At 68.1% G+C, this 16,563-nt stretch carries 12 protein-coding genes and 1 tRNA gene; 9 read left to right on the forward strand and 4 right to left on the reverse strand.

Features of this window, described 5'->3' with window-relative positions; all coding sequences use genetic code 11:
* The first annotated feature begins 197 nt into the window (after positions 1-197).
* Genes NI1_RS09765 through NI1_RS09775 form a run of 3 tightly spaced genes read left to right on the forward strand, consistent with a single transcriptional unit; the run spans position 198 to position 3,814 of the window.
* Positions 198-3,020 carry a sensor histidine kinase gene (locus NI1_RS09765; RefSeq protein ID WP_067817086.1) on the forward strand — a complete coding sequence of 941 codons (2,823 nt, stop codon included), beginning with the start codon at positions 198-200 and terminating at the stop codon, positions 3,018-3,020.
* Between the two features lie 21 nt (positions 3,021-3,041).
* Entirely contained in the window at positions 3,042-3,443 is a 402-nt protein-coding gene (locus NI1_RS09770) for a roadblock/LC7 domain-containing protein (protein ID WP_067817089.1), read from the forward strand.
* Positions 3,440-3,814 carry a DUF742 domain-containing protein gene (locus NI1_RS09775; protein ID WP_067817092.1) on the forward strand — a complete coding sequence of 125 codons (375 nt, stop codon included), beginning with the start codon at positions 3,440-3,442 and terminating at the stop codon, positions 3,812-3,814. The genes NI1_RS09770 and NI1_RS09775 overlap by 4 nt, the downstream gene beginning before the upstream one ends.
* 46 nt (positions 3,815-3,860) lie before the next feature.
* On the opposite strand, the gene NI1_RS09780 is transcribed toward NI1_RS09775, so the two are convergent.
* Positions 3,861-5,816, reverse strand: coding sequence for a GMC family oxidoreductase N-terminal domain-containing protein (locus NI1_RS09780; protein WP_067817095.1), 1,956 nt, complete (start codon positions 5,814-5,816; stop codon positions 3,861-3,863).
* 260 nt (positions 5,817-6,076) lie between these two features.
* On the opposite strand from NI1_RS09780, the gene NI1_RS09785 reads away from it, so the two are divergent.
* Positions 6,077-6,319: a hypothetical protein gene (locus tag NI1_RS09785; protein WP_157535024.1), complete on the forward strand. Its 243-nt coding sequence runs from the start codon at positions 6,077-6,079 to the stop codon at positions 6,317-6,319.
* 84 nt (positions 6,320-6,403) lie between these two features.
* Here NI1_RS09785 and NI1_RS09790 read toward each other — a convergent pair whose 3' ends face one another.
* From NI1_RS09790 to NI1_RS09800, 3 genes are all read right to left on the reverse strand, one after another.
* Positions 6,404-7,981, reverse strand: a complete 1,578-nt coding sequence (locus NI1_RS09790) for a PH domain-containing protein (RefSeq protein ID WP_067818079.1) — start codon at positions 7,979-7,981, stop codon at positions 6,404-6,406.
* Between the two features lie 8 nt (positions 7,982-7,989).
* Complete coding sequence (locus NI1_RS09795) at positions 7,990-8,496, reverse strand: PH domain-containing protein (RefSeq protein WP_067817101.1); 507 nt, start codon at positions 8,494-8,496, stop codon at positions 7,990-7,992.
* An 86-nt stretch (positions 8,497-8,582) separates the two neighbouring features.
* Entirely contained in the window at positions 8,583-10,070 is a 1,488-nt protein-coding gene (locus NI1_RS09800; RefSeq protein WP_157535025.1) for an NHL repeat-containing protein, read from the reverse strand.
* Between the two features lie 288 nt (positions 10,071-10,358).
* Between NI1_RS09800 and NI1_RS09805 the strand changes: the two genes are divergently transcribed.
* The 5 genes from NI1_RS09805 to NI1_RS09825 all read left to right on the forward strand — a co-directional run bounded on the left by NI1_RS09805 (position 10,359) and on the right by NI1_RS09825 (position 16,538).
* Positions 10,359-12,992 (forward strand): bifunctional FO biosynthesis protein CofGH, encoded by a 2,634-nt coding sequence (locus NI1_RS09805; protein ID WP_067817107.1) that lies wholly within the window; start codon positions 10,359-10,361, stop codon positions 12,990-12,992.
* A gap of 199 nt (positions 12,993-13,191) precedes the next feature.
* A complete protein-coding gene (gene fdxA, locus NI1_RS09810; protein ID WP_067721764.1) occupies positions 13,192-13,518 on the forward strand; it encodes a ferredoxin in 327 nt (108 codons plus the stop codon).
* A 6-nt stretch (positions 13,519-13,524) separates the two neighbouring features.
* Positions 13,525-14,631, forward strand: a complete 1,107-nt coding sequence (gene dapC / locus NI1_RS09815) for a succinyldiaminopimelate transaminase (RefSeq protein WP_245663147.1) — start codon at positions 13,525-13,527, stop codon at positions 14,629-14,631.
* Between the two features lie 73 nt (positions 14,632-14,704).
* Positions 14,705-14,778 (forward strand) — tRNA-Asp (locus NI1_RS09820).
* A gap of 161 nt (positions 14,779-14,939) precedes the next feature.
* Positions 14,940-16,538 carry a GMC oxidoreductase gene (locus NI1_RS09825; RefSeq protein WP_084522848.1) on the forward strand — a complete coding sequence of 533 codons (1,599 nt, stop codon included), beginning with the start codon at positions 14,940-14,942 and terminating at the stop codon, positions 16,536-16,538.
* The last annotated feature ends 25 nt before the right edge of the window (positions 16,539-16,563 follow it).

Here is a 16,563-nt window from a genome sequence, read left to right on the forward strand (position 1 = left end):
AATTGTCGCGAATCCGTATGCGATTCGGGATGATTCCGTTACCCTTCCGCAAGAAGTATTCGTGCCGAATCGTCGGTTTCGAGCGGTGGCGGGCGCGGTAAGCGTGGAGCGGAAGATCGACTGTGGGCACTTGCCAGAATCGGCGGGAATCGCTTGACCGTCAGGCTGATTCGAAGAGGCGGGGTTTCCGCGGTTGGGTGAGCGTCCGGGCCCGGATCCTGTCGATCGTGCTCATCTCCAGCATCACGCTGCTGGTCATCGGCAGCGGCGCCGCCATCTACCTGGTGAAATCGGCGCGCGAAGCCAAGCAGTGGGCCGAATTGGCCAGCAGCACCACCTCACCCGCGATACTCATGGTCTCCGCCTTCGAGGAGGAACGCCGGCTGTCGATGCTGCACCTGGCCGGTGATCCGGACGCGGCGAACGCACTGGTCGCCGCCCGGCAGCGGTCGGACCAGGCGCTCACCGCGGTGGCGGCCAAGGGCGATGCGGCCCGGGAGCTGAACCCCAACGGCTCGGCGAGCGATATCGAGGGCTACAACAAGCTTTTCGTCATGGTGCCGACGCTGCGCAGCAGCATCGACGCCCGGCAGGCCCCCGTCGAGCAGGCGTTCGGGTTCTACACCCAGGTGATCGGCACCATCATCTCCGCCTCCATGCTGGCCGCGCGGGTGGCGCCGGATGCCGGGATCGGGATCGAACTCGGTTACGGCGTGGAGGCTTTGCGCGCCGCCGAGGCGCTGTCGCAGGCCGACACCTTGGGCGCGGTCGCCTTGACCACCAGCGAGCTGACTTCGGACCAGCTGCTCGAATTCGGCCGGCTGGTCGGTGAGTTCCGGGGCGAGGTGCGGTACTCCGCGTCGGTGCTGAAGGGAACGCGGCTGGCGCAGCTCAATGCGATCACCGCGGGCGCGGCCTGGCAGCAGGTGACCGCCATGCAGGACGCGGTGCTGCTGCGCGGCGTGGTCGCCGCGGAGACCGAGACCGCGCCGAAGTCGCGCAGCGGCAAGGCCGTCAACCGGGCGGTGACGCTGCCCATTTCGGTAGCCGAGTGGCAGGACGCCTCCGGTCAGGTCAATGCCGCATTGCAGAAACTCTGGGAAGACCAGAGCCGCGACGCGCACGTCATCGCGCGTGAGAACGGCGAGGCGGCCACCCGGGATTCGCTGGCCGGCGGCGCGCTGGTCGCCCTGATCGCGGCCCTGGCGTTCCTGGCAGCCCTGGTGCTGGCCAACCAGTTCATCGGCCGCATGCGCCGATTGCGCCGCGACACGCTGGAATTGGCCGACCAGCGGATGCCGGAGCTCATCCAGCGCCTGGGCGCGGGCGAGAACGTGGATGCCGCCGCGGAGGCCTCGCGCCTGGATTACGGCACCGACGAACTGGGCCAGGTGGCCGACGCCTTCAACCGCGCGCATCTGGCGGCGGTCTCGGCGGCGGCCGGTGAGGCGCGGACCCGTGCCGGGCTGAAGGCCGTGTTCCTCGATATCGCGCACCGGAGTCAGGGCGTGGTGCACCGGCAGCTGGCGCTGCTGGACCGCGCCGAACGCGAGGAGCGCAATGCCGGGCAGCTCGAATTGCTGTTCCAGCTGGACCATCTGGCCACCCGCGCCCGCCGCAATGCCGAGAACCTGATCATCCTGGGCGGTGAACAGCCCGGCCGCCGCTGGCGCAATCCGGTCGCGCTGCTCGATGTGGTGCGCGGGGCGATCACCGAGAGTCTCGACTACACCCGTATCGAACCCGGCCGGATCCCGGACGTGCGGATCGCCAGCCATGCCGTCGCCGACATCATCCATCTGCTCGCCGAACTCACCGACAATGCCACCGCCTGCTCCCCGCCGGAGTCGCCGGTGACGGTCACCGCGACGGTGGTGGGTCGCGGCGTGGCCGTCGAGGTCATCGACCACGGCCTGGGCATGTCGGAGGCCGAATACGCCGAACACAATGCGGCGCTGGCGAATCCGCCCGAGTTCAGTGTCGCCGCGCTCTCCGGAAACACCCGCCTCGGCCTGTTCGTGGTCGCGAAACTGGCTGCCCGGCACGGCATCTCGGTGAAGCTGGTGGAATCGCTGTACGGCGGCGTGCGAGCCGTGGCGTTGATCCCCTCGGCGCTACTGGTCGCCGACAATGCGCAGGGCCCGGCCACCGGCGATGCACCGCTGTCCGCCGACGCCTGGCCCGCGCCCGAGGCCGGTCCCTGGTCCGTGTGGGAGCAGGCCGCCAACGCGATGACCGGCCTGGGTGCGCCCGCGCTGAGCGCGGGTGCCGACCGGGTGCTGGACGGCGTTGCCGGATCCATATCGGACAGTAATGCCACTGCCGGATCCACATCGGGCAGTGGTGCTGCTGCCGGATCCCCATCGGTCAACGGCGCCGGTGGCGTGCCGGGCGGTGGTACCGGGATTATGCGAGACGACGGTGCCGGCACCGAACCCGCCGATCGCGCCGAATGGTTCTCCGACGCAACGGAATCCGATGCGACGCCGGTCCGGCGTTTCCCGGCACCGTACGTGCCCGCGGACGACGCGCCGTTCTTCGCGCCCACCTCCGACGTATACCCGCCGATGCCGGCCGGTGCGCCCGGAGCGGGCACCTACCCGCCCATGCCGACTCGCTTCGGGTCGGCGGAAACCGCTGCGCCGGCAGGATTCTCGGATCCGGTGTCGGGTGCGCCCATTCGCTTCCCGGATTCGTATCCGCCGATCTGGGAGGCGGACGCCACGGGGGCGGTGCAGGACATCGACGTCGATCCGGTGCTGTCGGAGCCGATGCCGAACTCGATCCCGGCGCTGCGGGCCGCGCGCTATGCCCAAGGGCTGCCGCCGTCGAACGGCGATCGCCCGAACCTGCCGCGCCGTAATCGGGCGGCCGGCGGTGCGGGCGATCCGGAATCGCCGATGCCGACCGCGCGGCTGCGGACCGCGGAGGAGGCTCGCAACCGGATGAGCGCGATCTCCAAGGGCAGCCGGCAGGGCCGCCGCCCGATCGCCGAAACCGATTCGACCCCAACGGATTAACTCAAGGACGGGAAGGCGACAATGACCACTTCACACCGGATCGATCTGAGCTGGCTGCTCGACGAATTGGTCACCGGGCTCGCCGCCGCGCAGGCCGCGGTGCTGCTGTCCACCGACGGGCTGCTGCTCGGCTTCTCCAGCGGGCAGGACCGGGCCGACGCCGAGCGTTTCGGCGCCATGGCATCGGCGCTGCACAGTCTGGCGCGCAGTGCCGGCCAGCATTTCAAGGCGGGCGGCGTCAGCCAGACCGTGGTCGAACTGGATCAGGCGGTGCTGTTCGTCACCGCCGCCGGCACCAACACGTGTCTGGCGCTATTGGCTTCGGAGACAGCGGATCTGGGGTTGGTGGCGTTCGAGGTGAACCAGACCGTGCAGCGGGTCGGCACCCACCTGGTAGCGGATCCGCGCGCGTCCAGACCATGAGCGATACCCGCGAACACTGGTACGAGGACGAGGCCGGTCCGCTGGTCCGTCTCTACGCGGTCACGCGCGGGCGCGGCCGCGTCGATCGGCCCGAGCTGGACATCACCACCCTGGTGATCGACGCCGGTTTCGCCTCCGCGCTGCGGCGGCCGGAGCCCGAGTACGCGGCCATTCTGCGCCTGTGCCGGGGCCCGCTGTCGGTGGCGGAGGTGTCGGCGCACATGCGGCTGCCGCTGACCCTGACCCGGGTGCTGATCGGCGACCTGATCGACGACCGGCTGCTGTCCTTCCGGTCGCCGCCGCCCGCCACGGACGGCGCTTTCGACACCGGGTTGCTGGCGGCGGTGCTGGAAGGCATCCGGGCCCTCTGAGCGAATGGATTCGCCACTCGCGCAGTGGATTCCGGATGCCGCCGGGTCAGCTCAGCCGCGCCGCCAGCCGTGCGGCGTTCATATAGGCGATGGCCTCGATGGACACCATCGGATTGACGCCGGGCGCGGTCGGGAAGCTGGAGCCGTCCGCGACCACGATATTGCCGACATCCCAGGTCGCGCCGTCCGGATCGGTGGCCGACAGCTCCGGCGAGCCGCCCATGCGCGCCGAACCCATGATGTGCAGCGCGCCCATCGCGCACTGGCCCGGACCGTATCCGGCGGCCCTGGCGGCGGCGTCGAATTCGTCGATGGAGCCGCGCACGCCCGGTTCGTAGGACACTCCGGCCTGGTGCCCGGAGAAGATGCGCTTCGCGCCGGCCGCTTCGAGCAGCTTTGCCGCGCCGACGATTCCGGTGTGCAGATGCCCGGCGTCGTAGCCGGAGAGCTTGTACTTCACGATGGCCTCGCCGTCGCCGTCGATGCTCACCGTGCCCGAATCACGGTCGCGGGTGATGATGCCGATGGCGTCGGACCGCGCGAAGTCGAGCATGGTGGCCTGATGCGCGGCCGCGCCGCGCCAGCTCAGGAAGCCGGTGGCCAGGCCCGGATGGATGGGCCCGGTCTCGTAGATGACGCCGTAGCCGTTGCCGTCCAGGTCGGCGTGCTCGCGGCTGATGCGGGTCTGCAACCCGCCCTCCCAGGGCCGGATCTCCTCGTCGAAGGAGCCGAAGACGGCGGCCGCCGGATGCAGGCGCAGGTAGCGCCCGATGTTCTTGTTGCGCAACCCGGATCGCTTCAGCAGCGCGGGCGTCTGGATGGCCCCGGCGGCCACCACGACGGCGCGGGCGCGCACGGTGATCTCCACGCCGCCGGCGGTGCGCGCCGAAACCGCTTCCGCGCGACCGTTCTTCACCTCGATCTTGCGCACATCGGCATCGACGACCAGGCGCGCGCCACCGGCGGCGGCATCGGAGAGCCAGGTCTTGGTGGTCGACTGCTTGGCTCCGAGCCGGCACCCGTAACCGCAACGCCCGCACTCGATGCCCGCGTCGCAGGCGTCGGACACATTGCGCGGCAACGTATCCAGATCCCAGCCCAGCGCCTGCGCCCCGCGCTCCAGTACGGCGTCGCGCGCCGAGATCGGCGAGCGCTGGTCGGTGACCCCGATCCGCTTGCTCACCACGGTCAGCGCGTCGCCGTATTCGTCTTCTGCGAACTGCTTCGCCCCCAGGTCCGCCCACTCCTGGCGTACCCGGTCGGGGGTGGGCAGCGAGGTGCTCCAGTTGACCACGGTGCCGCCACCCAGGCAGGAGCCGGAGACGAGGGTGATCTGCCCTTCGACCGATCCGGGCGGCCCGGCCGAGTACAGCGAGGTCAGCCCGGCCAGCTCGCCGCCGCCGAAATCCTGGTCGTCGTAATAGTTTCCGCGCTCCAGCACGATCACATCGAGCCCGGCCTCGGCCAGCACCGCGGCGGCCGTACCGCCACCGGCGCCGGAGCCGACGACCACGACATCGCAAGTGAGGGTGGTGGATTCGGTGAACCGCAGCGGCGTCAGCGCGGGTTTCGGCGCGGACTGCAAAGGCCCGGTCGGCGCCGGATACCCGATCTCCTTCCACAGCGGATTGGTACCGGTGGGTCCGGGCGTGACGTTGTAGGCCAGCAGCGCGGCCTGCTTGAGCGCCTGGAAGACGGCGCGCACCGGGGCCAGCCCGGAGTCGCCGAGCCGCAGCAGCGCCTTTTCCCGCTGCTCCTGCGACAGGGTGGAGAACTTGCGCAACCCACTACCGGTGAGCAGCCCCGTGAGCCGCGAATCCCACACCCCGAGCAACATGGCCAGCTGCTTCTTCTCGGCCTCCCGGGGATTGCGCCCCAGAATCTGGAAGATGGTGTCGACGGCTCCCAGTTCGGTGGCCGCCGGCAGCGTCAGCCCGTCGCCCGGCAGGAACGTATCGCAGATCATGCCCAGCGCGGCCCGCTGTTGCGCCGTTGGCTCCATGAAGAATCCACCCTTCTCAATACTCGGTGAGTTCTACCACAATATGTCGAATCATCGCTCACTTTCTACCGGTCTGCGCAGCTGAAAGCGCCTGAATCGGACGTGAATTGGCAATTACATCCGGCAACCGCTCCGGTCGCACGCGCGGCGGCATCCGGCGTACTGGAACACGTTCACGATTTGTTCACACACCCGCCGGTGTAATGGGTTCCGAACCGGTCACCGAGGGGTCGGCCGGTCGTGATCAGGAAGGGAAGCTTATGAAGAAGTTCGCTGCCGCCATTGCCATTTCGGCCGGATTGACCGCTCTGACCATGGGAACCGCGCACGCCGAGGAGCTCATCGCCGACACCGGTTACCAGACCCTGGAGGCGTGTGACGCCGAGGGCAGCCGCGGCTCCTGGACCGCGCCGGGCGGTCGTGAGATCACCAGCAACGACGGCTGGCTGTACCAGTGCCAGCAGCACAACGACGGCGCCTGGTACCCGCACTTCGTCCGCTGATTTTCCACATTCCTTTCGCAGCGGGCGGACAACTCGAAGGCCCCGGTGGCTTCTCCGGCACCGGGGCCTTCGGGCGGGTGCGGGCTAGCGGCCCAGCTGTCCCGGCGTCACCGATTCGATGAGCTCCCAAGCCTTTTCGAGCGGCAGATCGACGACGTGATAGCGCTTCTTGCCGGCGGCCGAGGCGGCGACCACGGTGGCGAGGCCGGCGCGGCGCTGGAAGAAGGACTGGCGGACCGTCCACCCGATCACGCCGGGGGCCTCCAGGCAGTCCCGGTCCCGGTCGAGGGAACCGCTGCGGGTGACCAGCCAGGCCGAATGACCGGGCGCGGCCGGGATCACCGCGTGGCCGAGCCCGCGATAGCGATCCCAGGCCAAAACCATTGCGATGGCGGCGATCACGACCAGGGTGACCCAGATCCACGTCGGAATGTGGTTCCCGGCAAGCGAAACCGCGATGGGTATCAGCGCCAGCGCCGCGACCGGGCCGAGGGCGCGGGTGAACCGCCGGCGCAGCGCGGCCGGGCCGTGCTGGATCAGCCGCACCGTGACGGGTGGCGGCGGCGTCAGACCCACGGGCACCGCACCGCCGTAGAGCACCGCCTCGTCGTGCAGCAGATGCGCGAGCGTGTGATCGACCGCGGTGCGCGGGGCCTGGGGGAGCAGCTTCTGCCGCGGATCGGTGCCGGTCATGATGGCCTCGAGCTCGGCGGCCCCGGCCAGCCGCAGCAGCAGCGGTTCGTTCACGGTCGCGCCGCGCAGGCGCGCCAGGTCCAGGGTGGTCTGGCGGGTGGTGAACAGACCGTGCCGCAGGTGCAGGGTCTTACCGTCGTCGAGGACCTGGAGTCCGTACCAGGTGGCCAGATAGCGGGCGCAGGCGACGAGGCTGACGAAGACGACGAGCGCCACGATCAGCACTGCCACGAACAGCGCGATCACCCGCCCGCTGCTGTCCTCCACGCCCCGCACCGCACTGGATTCGAAGATGACGTCGGCGATGCCGTACTGGAAGGCCAAGCCGACGATGGGTGCGATAAACGCGAACCCGGTCAGCGACAGGGGAGCGAATCGAACCCAATTCTGTTGCCAATGCGCTATTTCCACCGGTGCGTGACCGTTGGCCGCCGGTGGCACAGCGGGTTTCGAGATGTCGACCGGCGCACCGAACGGCTCGGCCGACGTAACAGCCTGCGCTCCAGCCGATCCCGTCGCATCGCGGGTGTGTGCGAGCAGGGCCGTGCGCAGGTCCGGCACCAGTCGCGCGTCCAGCGAATCCAGTTTGAACTGGTCCCCGCGTTCGGCCTGCTGCCCGGTGCCGATGGACAGCACCGCCAATCCGAGCGCCCGATGCAGCAGATCGGCTTCCACATCCACCGACCGCACCCGGGTGCGCGGCACCGAAAGCCGTTTGCGCTGTAGCAATCCCGTGCGCAGCTCGACATTGTCCGGGGTGATCCGGTAGGTGGTGGTGAACCAGCGCGTCACCGCCAGCAGCACGATGATCCCCACCACCCCGAGGCTCCACATCGGATTGTCGCTGCGCGCACCGGCGATGAGCGTGGCCAGCAGCACCGGAATGAATCGGATCAGCTCGGTGATGGGGTGCACCAGCAGCATTCGCTTGTCCAGCCGCTGCCAGCCCTCGTCGGCCGGGGCGTCCATCAGCTCGCTCACGTGGCGTCACCCCGGTGCCGGGCGGCGATCTCGGTGAGCTGGGTGACGGTCCGGCGCGCATCCTCGAGTTGCAGCGCGCTGATGTGCACCGCGCCCGCCGAGGAGGCGGTCGTGACCGTCACGGTCGCCAGCCCGAGCAATCGCTCCAGCGGCCCGCGATAGGTATCGACCGTCTGCACCCGGGTGATGGGCGCGACCCGGCTCTCCTGGGTCAGCCAGCCCGTCCGGGTGTACACCGCCTCGTCGGTGATCTCCCACCGATGCACCGCGTACCGCCACAACGGCACCACCCCGATGCTGAATGCGGCCGCCACCACCGCGATTGCGAGCACGATCAGTTGAACGCTCCGCCGGTCCGGATCGAGCACCATCCAGACCAGCAGGCCGATCAAGGGGAAGGCCCACGACAGCGCGGCACTGACTGCCCACAGCAGCTTGGCGCGCGGACTGGGCCGCCGGGCGGGTTCGGCCAGAATCCCGCCGGGGGCGGTGCGGTCGGACATGGGTGCAATGCTTGCACGATTCCCGCCGGGCGCGCGGGACATAGATCATCCGGACGCGGCCCGGCCGGTGATCCGGGCCGGCCGGATCAGCGCGGCGTGATCCGGAACAGTCCGCTGAGGGTGCCCTGGTACTGCACCCGCCCCGGCGCGATGGTGCCGACCATCTGCAAGGTGTCGTGCACGGTGGTCGCGCCCATGAATCGTTCGGACTCGACTTTGCCGGTGGCCGCGTCGATTACGGCGAGGCGGTAGGTGTCGGCGATGCCGCTCGCACTGCCGCTGTCGGCGCTGCCGCTGCCCGCGCTACCGGAAGGCAGCTCGGCGCTGCCGCTGCCGAGCAGCCCGCGCCGGGTGACCGTGTAGATCTTGCCGTCCGCCACCGAGAGTCGCGGCACCGCCGCGGACGGCACCGAATTGGTCCACACCACCGTGCAACCCGATCCGGTCACGTCGATGCGGGTCATGCCGCCGGTGAACGAGGCGCTCGCGGGCTGGCTGGGCCCGGCATTGGCGGGCAGTTGCGGATACGGGTAGCCGTAGGTGCTGGCCACGAACAGGCTGTTGCCCGATCCGATGGGCGAGTTCTCGGTGCCGTCGATGGCCGGTACCGAACAGACCGTGCGCCCGGTGCCGGTCTCGTAGACGTTCAGGTTCTCCTTGCCCGCCGCATTGTCGGTAATGGCGAGGTATTCGGTCCCGCTGCCCGGCCCGAAGAAGGTGGGTGTCGCGCCCGTACCCCAGCTCAACTGACCGGGTTTGCGCGCCGGACCGCGGTCGTACGCCTGCCGCCACAGCACCCGCGGATTACCGCCGCCGTCCACATCGACCAGGTACAACGCGTGCGAGGTGGCGATGGCGACGCCCTGCGGCGCGGTGGAAATACTGTTGGCCACGGTCTCACCGGGCGCGAGCAGAATCGACTTGGCGACCCCGTCGGTCCCGACGAATCCGGCCGCGGCGTTGTCGGTGGCGAACCACACCCGCCCGTCGAAATCGGCCATCACCGAGCTGACCGCATCGCAGCCACCGCCCCCGCAATGCCCGGTAACCGCCTGCGACACATCGGTCTTGGACGTGATGCTCAGCTTCCAGCCGCCGTCCGCCCCGCGCTGATGCCCGACCCGCAGCAGGTTCCCGCTGCCGTCCACGGTGACCATCCGGTCCTGTTCGTCCAGGTAGGCATACACGCCGCCGAGCAAGCTGCCCTTGGTGAGATCCAGCGAGGCGAGGGTGTTGCCGGTGTTCGGATCCAGCAGCAGCACTTCCGGCGCCCGGTCGGTGATCTTGGTGCAGAGCGCCTGCGGAAGCCCGTCCGCGCCTTGCAGAATCGTCGGGCAGGCGGCGGCGAGCTCGTGGAAGTCGGCCTTGATCTCCCCGGTGCCGGGTCCGGCGAGCGGGGTGGCGTCGGAGGATTCGGCATCCCCGTGCATGGTCGCGGTGCCCAGCGGCCCGAGATACGGATTGGCCGGTGGCAGTGGCCCGAAGGCCGCCGAGGCGGTGTTGGTGGCGATGGTCAGCAGCAGTGCCGCTCCGAGGGCGGCGGCAGCGGTGACGCGGCGCGGGCGTGGGAGCACGGGACCCCGATTCAAATATTCGTACTGGTCAATGCGAGTAATCGCATGGTGCGATCACCGTAGAAGAGTGCGCAGCCGCTGGCAAGCATTCGGCTCGCAAAGCGGGAATCTGTTGGAGACGGCCGGTGTTGCAGCGCAAGAATTACAAGGCGACGACTGATTTCGTGACCTCCGGGTAACTCGTCGGGTACGTCCAGAATCGTTTCGGCTCCCAAACCGCCGGCACGGGTGCCCGACAGTTGACGGCTCTTGGCCGCCCGCTGAGTACACGGAGAGGCGGAGGAGTGCATGATCGAACGTGTGACGGATCTATCGAACCCGAGCCTGCCTCCCAACCCGCCGAGTGCGTCGGGGATGCGCCGCGCCTTGCGCCGGGCCCGGGATGGGGCGACGCTCAACCTCGACGAGGCCGTGGTGCTGTTGCATGCGCGTGGGGCCGACCTCGAGGACCTGACCGCGTCCGCGGCCCGGGTTCGCGATGCGGGTCTGCGGGAAACCGGGTACGCCGGAGATCCCCTGCCCATTACCTATTCGCGCAAGGTCTTCATCCCGATCACCCACCTGTGCCGGGACAAGTGTCACTACTGCACCTTCGTGACGGTGCCCGGCAAGCTGCGCGCCGAGGGCCGCGGCATGTACCTGGAGCCCGACGAGATCCTCGATATCGCTCGCAAGGGCGCCGAACTCGGTTGCAAGGAAGCGCTTTTCACCCTCGGTGACCGTCCCGAGGAACGCTGGCCCGAGGCCCGGCAGTGGCTCGACGAACGCGGCTACGACTCCACCCTGGATTACGTGCGCGCCATGTCGATTCGCGTGCTGGAGGAGACCGGCCTGCTGCCGCACCTGAATCCGGGCGTGATGACCTGGGCGGAGCTCTCGCGCCTCAAGCCGGTCGCCCCGTCCATGGGCATGATGCTGGAGACCACCTCCACCCGCCTGTTCACCGAGCCCGGCCAGGCGCATTACGGCAGCCCCGACAAGGATCCGGCGGTCCGGCTGCGCGCGCTCACCGACGCGGGCCGCCTGTCGGTCCCGTTCACCACCGGCATCCTGGTCGGCATCGGCGAGAACCTCACCGAACGCGCCGAGTCCATCATGGCGATCCGCAAGGCGCACAAGGCTTTCGGGCACGTGCAGGAGGTGATCGTGCAGAACTTCCTGGCCAAGCACGACACCGCCATGCGCAATACCCCCGATGCCGATCTGGAGGAGTTCCGGGCCACCATCGCGGTGGCGCGGCTGCTGCTCGGACCCAAGATGCGGATTCAAGCGCCGCCGAACCTGGTGTCCCTGGACGAATGCCGCGCGCTCATCGACGCCGGCATCGACGACTGGGGCGGGGTGTCGCCGCTGACGCCCGATCATGTGAACCCGGAACGGCCGTGGCCGAACCTGGAGGTGCTGAAGCAGGTCACCGCCGACGCCGGTTACGTCCTCACCGAACGCCTCACCGCGCACCCGAAGTATGTGCTGGCCGGTCACCCCTGGATCGATCCGCGCGTCTCCAAACACGTAGCGGCACTGGCGGATCCGGTGACGGGTCTGGCCCGCGAGGTGAACCCGGTGGGACTGCCGTGGCAGGAACCCGACCACGACTGGGAGTCGGTCGGCCGCGTCGATCTCAATACCGCCATCGACACCGAAGGGCGAAATACCGAGTCCCGCAGTGATTCCGGGCTCGTCGACGATGCCCTGGGCGCGTTCGGCGACTGGGAGACCATTCGCGAACAGGTGAACGAGCTCGCCGCCACGGCCCCGGAACGCTTCGACTCCGATGTCCTCGACGCCCTGCGCGCCGCCGAACGCGATCCGGCCGGGCTCTCCGACGATCAGTACCTCGCGCTCGCCACCGCCGACGGCCCTGCGCTGGAAGCGATTACGGCCTTCGCCGACCAGCTGCGCCGCGACACCAACGGCGACGATGTCACCTACATCGTGAACCGGAATATCAACTTCACCAATATCTGCTACACCGGTTGCCGCTTCTGCGCCTTCGCCCAGCGCAAGGGTGACGCCGACGCCTTCACGCTGAGCGCCTCCGAGGTCGCCGACCGTGCCTGGGAGGCGTATGTCGAAGGCGCGACCGAGATCTGCATGCAGGGCGGCATCGATCCCGAACTGCCGGTGACCGGATACGCCGACCTGGTGCGCGCCATCAAGGAACGCGTCCCGTCCATGCACGTGCACGCCTTCAGCCCGATGGAGGTCGTCAACGGGGCTTCACGTGGTGGGCAGAGCATTCACGACTGGCTGGCCGCGCTGAAAGAGGCCGGGCTGGACAGTATTCCGGGCACCGCCGCGGAGATCCTCGACGACGAGGTGCGCTGGGTGCTGACCAAGGGCAAACTGCCCACCTCGGCCTGGGTGGAGGTCATCACCACCGCCCACCAGCTGGGCATTCGCTCCAGCTCCACCATGATGTACGGGCATGTGGACAACCCGAAGCACTGGGTGGGCCACCTCAATGTGCTGCGCGGAATCCAGGACGAGACAGGCGGATTCACCGAATTCGTACTGCTGCCCTTCGTGCACCAGAGCGCCCCGCTCTACCTGGCCGGCGCTTCCCGCCCCGGCCCGACCGTCCGCGACAATCGCGCCGCGCACGCCCTGGCGCGCATCATGTTGCACGGACGGATTCACAATATTCAGACCAGCTGGGTGAAACTCGGTACCAAGGGCACTCAGCTCATGCTCAACGGCGGCGCCAACGACCTCGGCGGCACGCTCATGGAGGAGACCATCTCCCGCATGGCCGGTTCCGAACATGGATCGGCGAAAACGGTCGCGGAGCTGACGGAGATCGCGTCGGGTATCGGCCGCCCGGTTCGTCAGCGCACCACGACCTACGGCGTACCGCTGGACCGCCTCTCCGCGATTTCGGCGGGCGGCTTGGGAGCCGTCGAAGTCGTGCATCCGCGCTAGCGGTTGGGGTGCGTGCCCGAATTTCGGGCGTACCCGGTGAGTTACCCATGACGCGGCGAGATCAGTTGTCACGTTCCGGACGCTGCGGTCCGGGCGCTCGCAAGTTAGGGCAGGCTGACCAGAGGTAATGTTGTCGGACCGGGATACTGTTTCGCGGGGCGGAGTATCCCGCATGTGAGGACAGACTAGGAGAACGGCAGTGCCGTACATCATCGCTGAACCGTGCGTTGACGTGAAGGACAAGGCGTGCATCGAAGAGTGCCCCGTGGACTGCATCTACGAGGGCGGCCGCATGCTGTACATCCAACCGGACGAGTGCGTGGACTGTGGTGCATGTGAACCGGTCTGCCCGGTGGAGGCCATCTTCTACGAAGACGACACCCCGGATCAGTGGGCCGGTTACGTCAACGCCAATGTCGACTTCTTCGACGAGCTCGGTTCGCCGGGCGGTGCGACGAAGGTCGGCAAGGTCGATTTCGACCCGCCGTTCATCGCCGCGCTACCGCCGATGGCCGAAGGCGAGTAATCCAGCGTGACCGCACGTGGCCGGGTGAGCAGTCTCCTACCCGATTTCCCTTGGGACACCATCGCTTCCGTCAAGGCGAAGGCGGCTTCGCATCCGGGCGGAATCGTCGATCTGTCGGTCGGCACCCCGGTCGATCCGGTGGATCCGCTGATCCGTTCGGCGCTGGCCGCGGTGGCGGAGGTGCCCGGGTATCCGACCACGCACGGCACCCAGGAATTACGGCAGGCCGCGGTCGACGCCATGAAGCGGCGCTTCGGCATCACCGGGGTCGATCCGGCCGCCGTGCTGCCGGTGATCGGCACCAAGGAGCTGATCGCCGGGCTGCCGCGGCTGCTGGGGCTGGGTGCGCCGGACCTGGTGGTGATTCCGGAGGTCGCGTACCCGACCTACGAAGTCGGTGCGCTGCTCGCGGGTTCGCGCATCCTGCGCGCCGACGGGCTGACCCAGCTGGGTCCGGAGCGGCCCGCGCTCATCTACCTCAACTCGCCGTCGAATCCGACCGGCAAGGTGCTCGGCGTCGAGCATCTGCGCAAGGTGGTCGAATTCGCCCGCGAGCGTGGGGCGATCGTGGCCTCCGACGAGTGCTACCTGGGGCTGGTGTGGGAGGGGCGCGCCGCCTCCATCCTGGATCCCGAGGTGTGCGACGGTGATCACACCGGCCTGCTGGCCATCCACTCGCTCTCCAAGACCTCGAACCTGGCCAGCTACCGGGCCGGGTTCGTGACCGGTGATCCGGCGCTGGTCGCCGAAATGCTGGAGGTGCGAAAGCATTCCGGCATGATGCTGCCGTTCCCGATCCAGGCGGCCATGACCGCCGCGCTCGGCGACGACACCCACGAGGCGCAGCAGCGGGAGCGGTATCGCGCGCGCCGCGAGGTGCTGCGAAAGGCATTGCTGGCGGCGGGATTCCGGATCGAGAACTCCGAGGCCGGGCTGTACCTGTGGTCGACGCGGGACGAGCCGTGCCGCACCACCCTGGATTGGCTTGCCGAGCGCGGCATTCTCGCGGCTCCGGGTGAGTTCTACGGCCCGCGTGGCACCCAGCACGTGCGCATCGCGCTGACCGCCACCGACGAGCGCATCGCCACCGCCGCCGAACGCCTGACCAGCTGATTTCATTTCGTCACACGGGTCGTGATAGCGTCTACGACGTTGCACGGCCCGGGTGGCCGTAACAATCACGCAAGGCCCTGTGGCGCAGTTGGTTAGCGCGCCGCCCTGTCACGGCGGAGGTCGCGGGTTCGAGTCCCGTCAGGGTCGCTCTCTCGAGCGACACCATCAATGCAGTCCACTTTCCTTGGTGGGCTGCATTTTTCGTTTTCCGCCCCGATCTGCGTCTTTCCGGAAAACTGACACACGTTCACTTCACAACCTCTATAACAAGTTCTCATCGGAACTCGATGAGGAGTCTTTCAATGCGCATGACCCGCCGTGCATTCCTTGCCACCACCGGCCTTGTCCTGGGAGGCGCGGCGCTGACCCGGCGTGCCCCCGCGCAGGCGCTACCCACCAAGCAGCTATCGGACGGAGACAAAGTCCCCGCGCTGGTGATCGGCAGTGGCTACGGCGGGGCGGTCGCGGCCCTGCGACTGGCGCAGGCCGGCATCGATGTCGCCGTCGTCGAGATGGGCATGTCCTGGTCGCAGCCCGGCTCCGACGGAAAGATCTTCTGCGGCATGCTGAAACCGGACGGCCGCTCGTTCTGGCTGCGCAATCGCACCGATCAGCCGATCAACCACTTCGCCGGCGGCGACTACAACAAGGACATCTCGCGCTACACCGGCGTGCTGGACTCCGAGCAGTTCAGCGGGATCAAGGTCTATCAGGGCCGCGGGGTCGGCGGCGGCTCGCTGGTCAACGGCGGCATGGCGGTCACGCCCAAGCGGGAGAACTTCGCGAGCATCCTGCCCTCGGTGGACGCGGGCGAGATGTACGCCACCTACTACCCGCGCGCCAATGCCGCACTGGGCGTGAACAATATCGACCAGACCTGGTTCGACAGCGCGGAGTGCTACAAGTACGCGCGGGTCGGGCGCAAGCAGGCCGAGCGCTCCGGATTCGGGTGGACCTTCGTGCCCAATGTCTACGACTTCGAGTACATGAAGAAGGAGCAGGCGGGCAGCGTCACCCGCTCGGCGCTCAACTCCGAGGTCATCTACGGCAACAACTACGGCAAGAACTCGCTCGACAAGTCCTATCTGGCCCAGGCGGTCGGCACCGGCAAGGTCGGCATCACCGCCATGCACAAGGTCACCGCGGTCTCACCGGCCGAGGGCGGGTACAAGGTCGAGATGAACCAGATCGACACCAGCGGCAATACCGTTGCCACCAAAGCGGTTACGGCGCAGCGGGTGTTCTTCGCGGCCGGCAGCGTGGGCACCTCCAAACTGCTGGTGGCGATGAAGGCGCAGGGCAAGCTGAAGGACCTGCCGGATTCGGTGGGCACCAACTGGGGCAACAACGGCAATGTGATGGTGGCGCGGGCCAATCAGATGTGGGACGACACCGGCAGCCTGCAATCCTGCATTCCGTGTCTGGGCATCGACAACTGGGCCAATGCCGCCGCCCCGGTCTTCGCGGAGGTCTCACCGATTCCGGCCGGGCTGGAGACCTACATCAGCCTGTACCTGGCCATCACCAAGAACCCGAATCGCGGCAAGTTCACCTTCAATTCCGGAACCGGCGGGGTGGACCTGAATTGGCAGACCGCGTGGAACCAGACCAGCATCGACGCCGCCAAGACGGTCTTCGACAAGATCAACTCCAAGGAGGGGACGATCTACCGCACCGACCTGTTCGGGCTGTACAAGACCTGGGGTGACGACTTCGCCTACCACCCGCTCGGCGGGTGCGTGCTCAACCAGTCCACCGACAATTACGGGCGGCTCAACGGGTACAAGGGGCTGTATGTCATCGACGGTTCGCTGATTCCCGGCAGCACCACGGTGAACCCCTTCGTCACCATCACCGCGCTGGCCGAGCGCAATATCGAGAACATCGTGGCCAACGATCTGAAGTAGCGCGCCGTACGCCGGTGGGCGGCGC

Origin of the sequence: Nocardia inohanensis NBRC 100128 (assembly GCF_001612945.1) — a bacterium.
Classification (GTDB): Bacteria; Actinomycetota; Actinomycetes; order Mycobacteriales; family Mycobacteriaceae; genus Nocardia; species Nocardia inohanensis.

Excerpts from the sequence above, each read along its gene's own strand:
- NI1_RS09790 (WP_067818079.1), bottom strand. The coding sequence starts at position 7,981 with ATGGACGCCCCGGCCGACGAGGGCTGGCAGCGGCTGGACAAGCGAATG.
- NI1_RS09775 (WP_067817092.1), top strand. The coding sequence starts at position 3,440 with ATGAGCGATACCCGCGAACACTGGTACGAGGACGAGGCCGGTCCGCTG.
- NI1_RS09785 (WP_157535024.1), top strand. The coding sequence starts at position 6,077 with ATGAAGAAGTTCGCTGCCGCCATTGCCATTTCGGCCGGATTGACCGCT.
- NI1_RS09825 (WP_084522848.1), top strand. The coding sequence starts at position 14,940 with ATGACCCGCCGTGCATTCCTTGCCACCACCGGCCTTGTCCTGGGAGGC.
- NI1_RS09795 (WP_067817101.1), bottom strand. The coding sequence starts at position 8,496 with ATGTCCGACCGCACCGCCCCCGGCGGGATTCTGGCCGAACCCGCCCGG.
- NI1_RS09780 (WP_067817095.1), bottom strand. The coding sequence starts at position 5,816 with ATGGAGCCAACGGCGCAACAGCGGGCCGCGCTGGGCATGATCTGCGAT.
- NI1_RS09770 (WP_067817089.1), top strand. The coding sequence starts at position 3,042 with ATGACCACTTCACACCGGATCGATCTGAGCTGGCTGCTCGACGAATTG.
- NI1_RS09805 (WP_067817107.1), top strand. The coding sequence starts at position 10,359 with ATGATCGAACGTGTGACGGATCTATCGAACCCGAGCCTGCCTCCCAAC.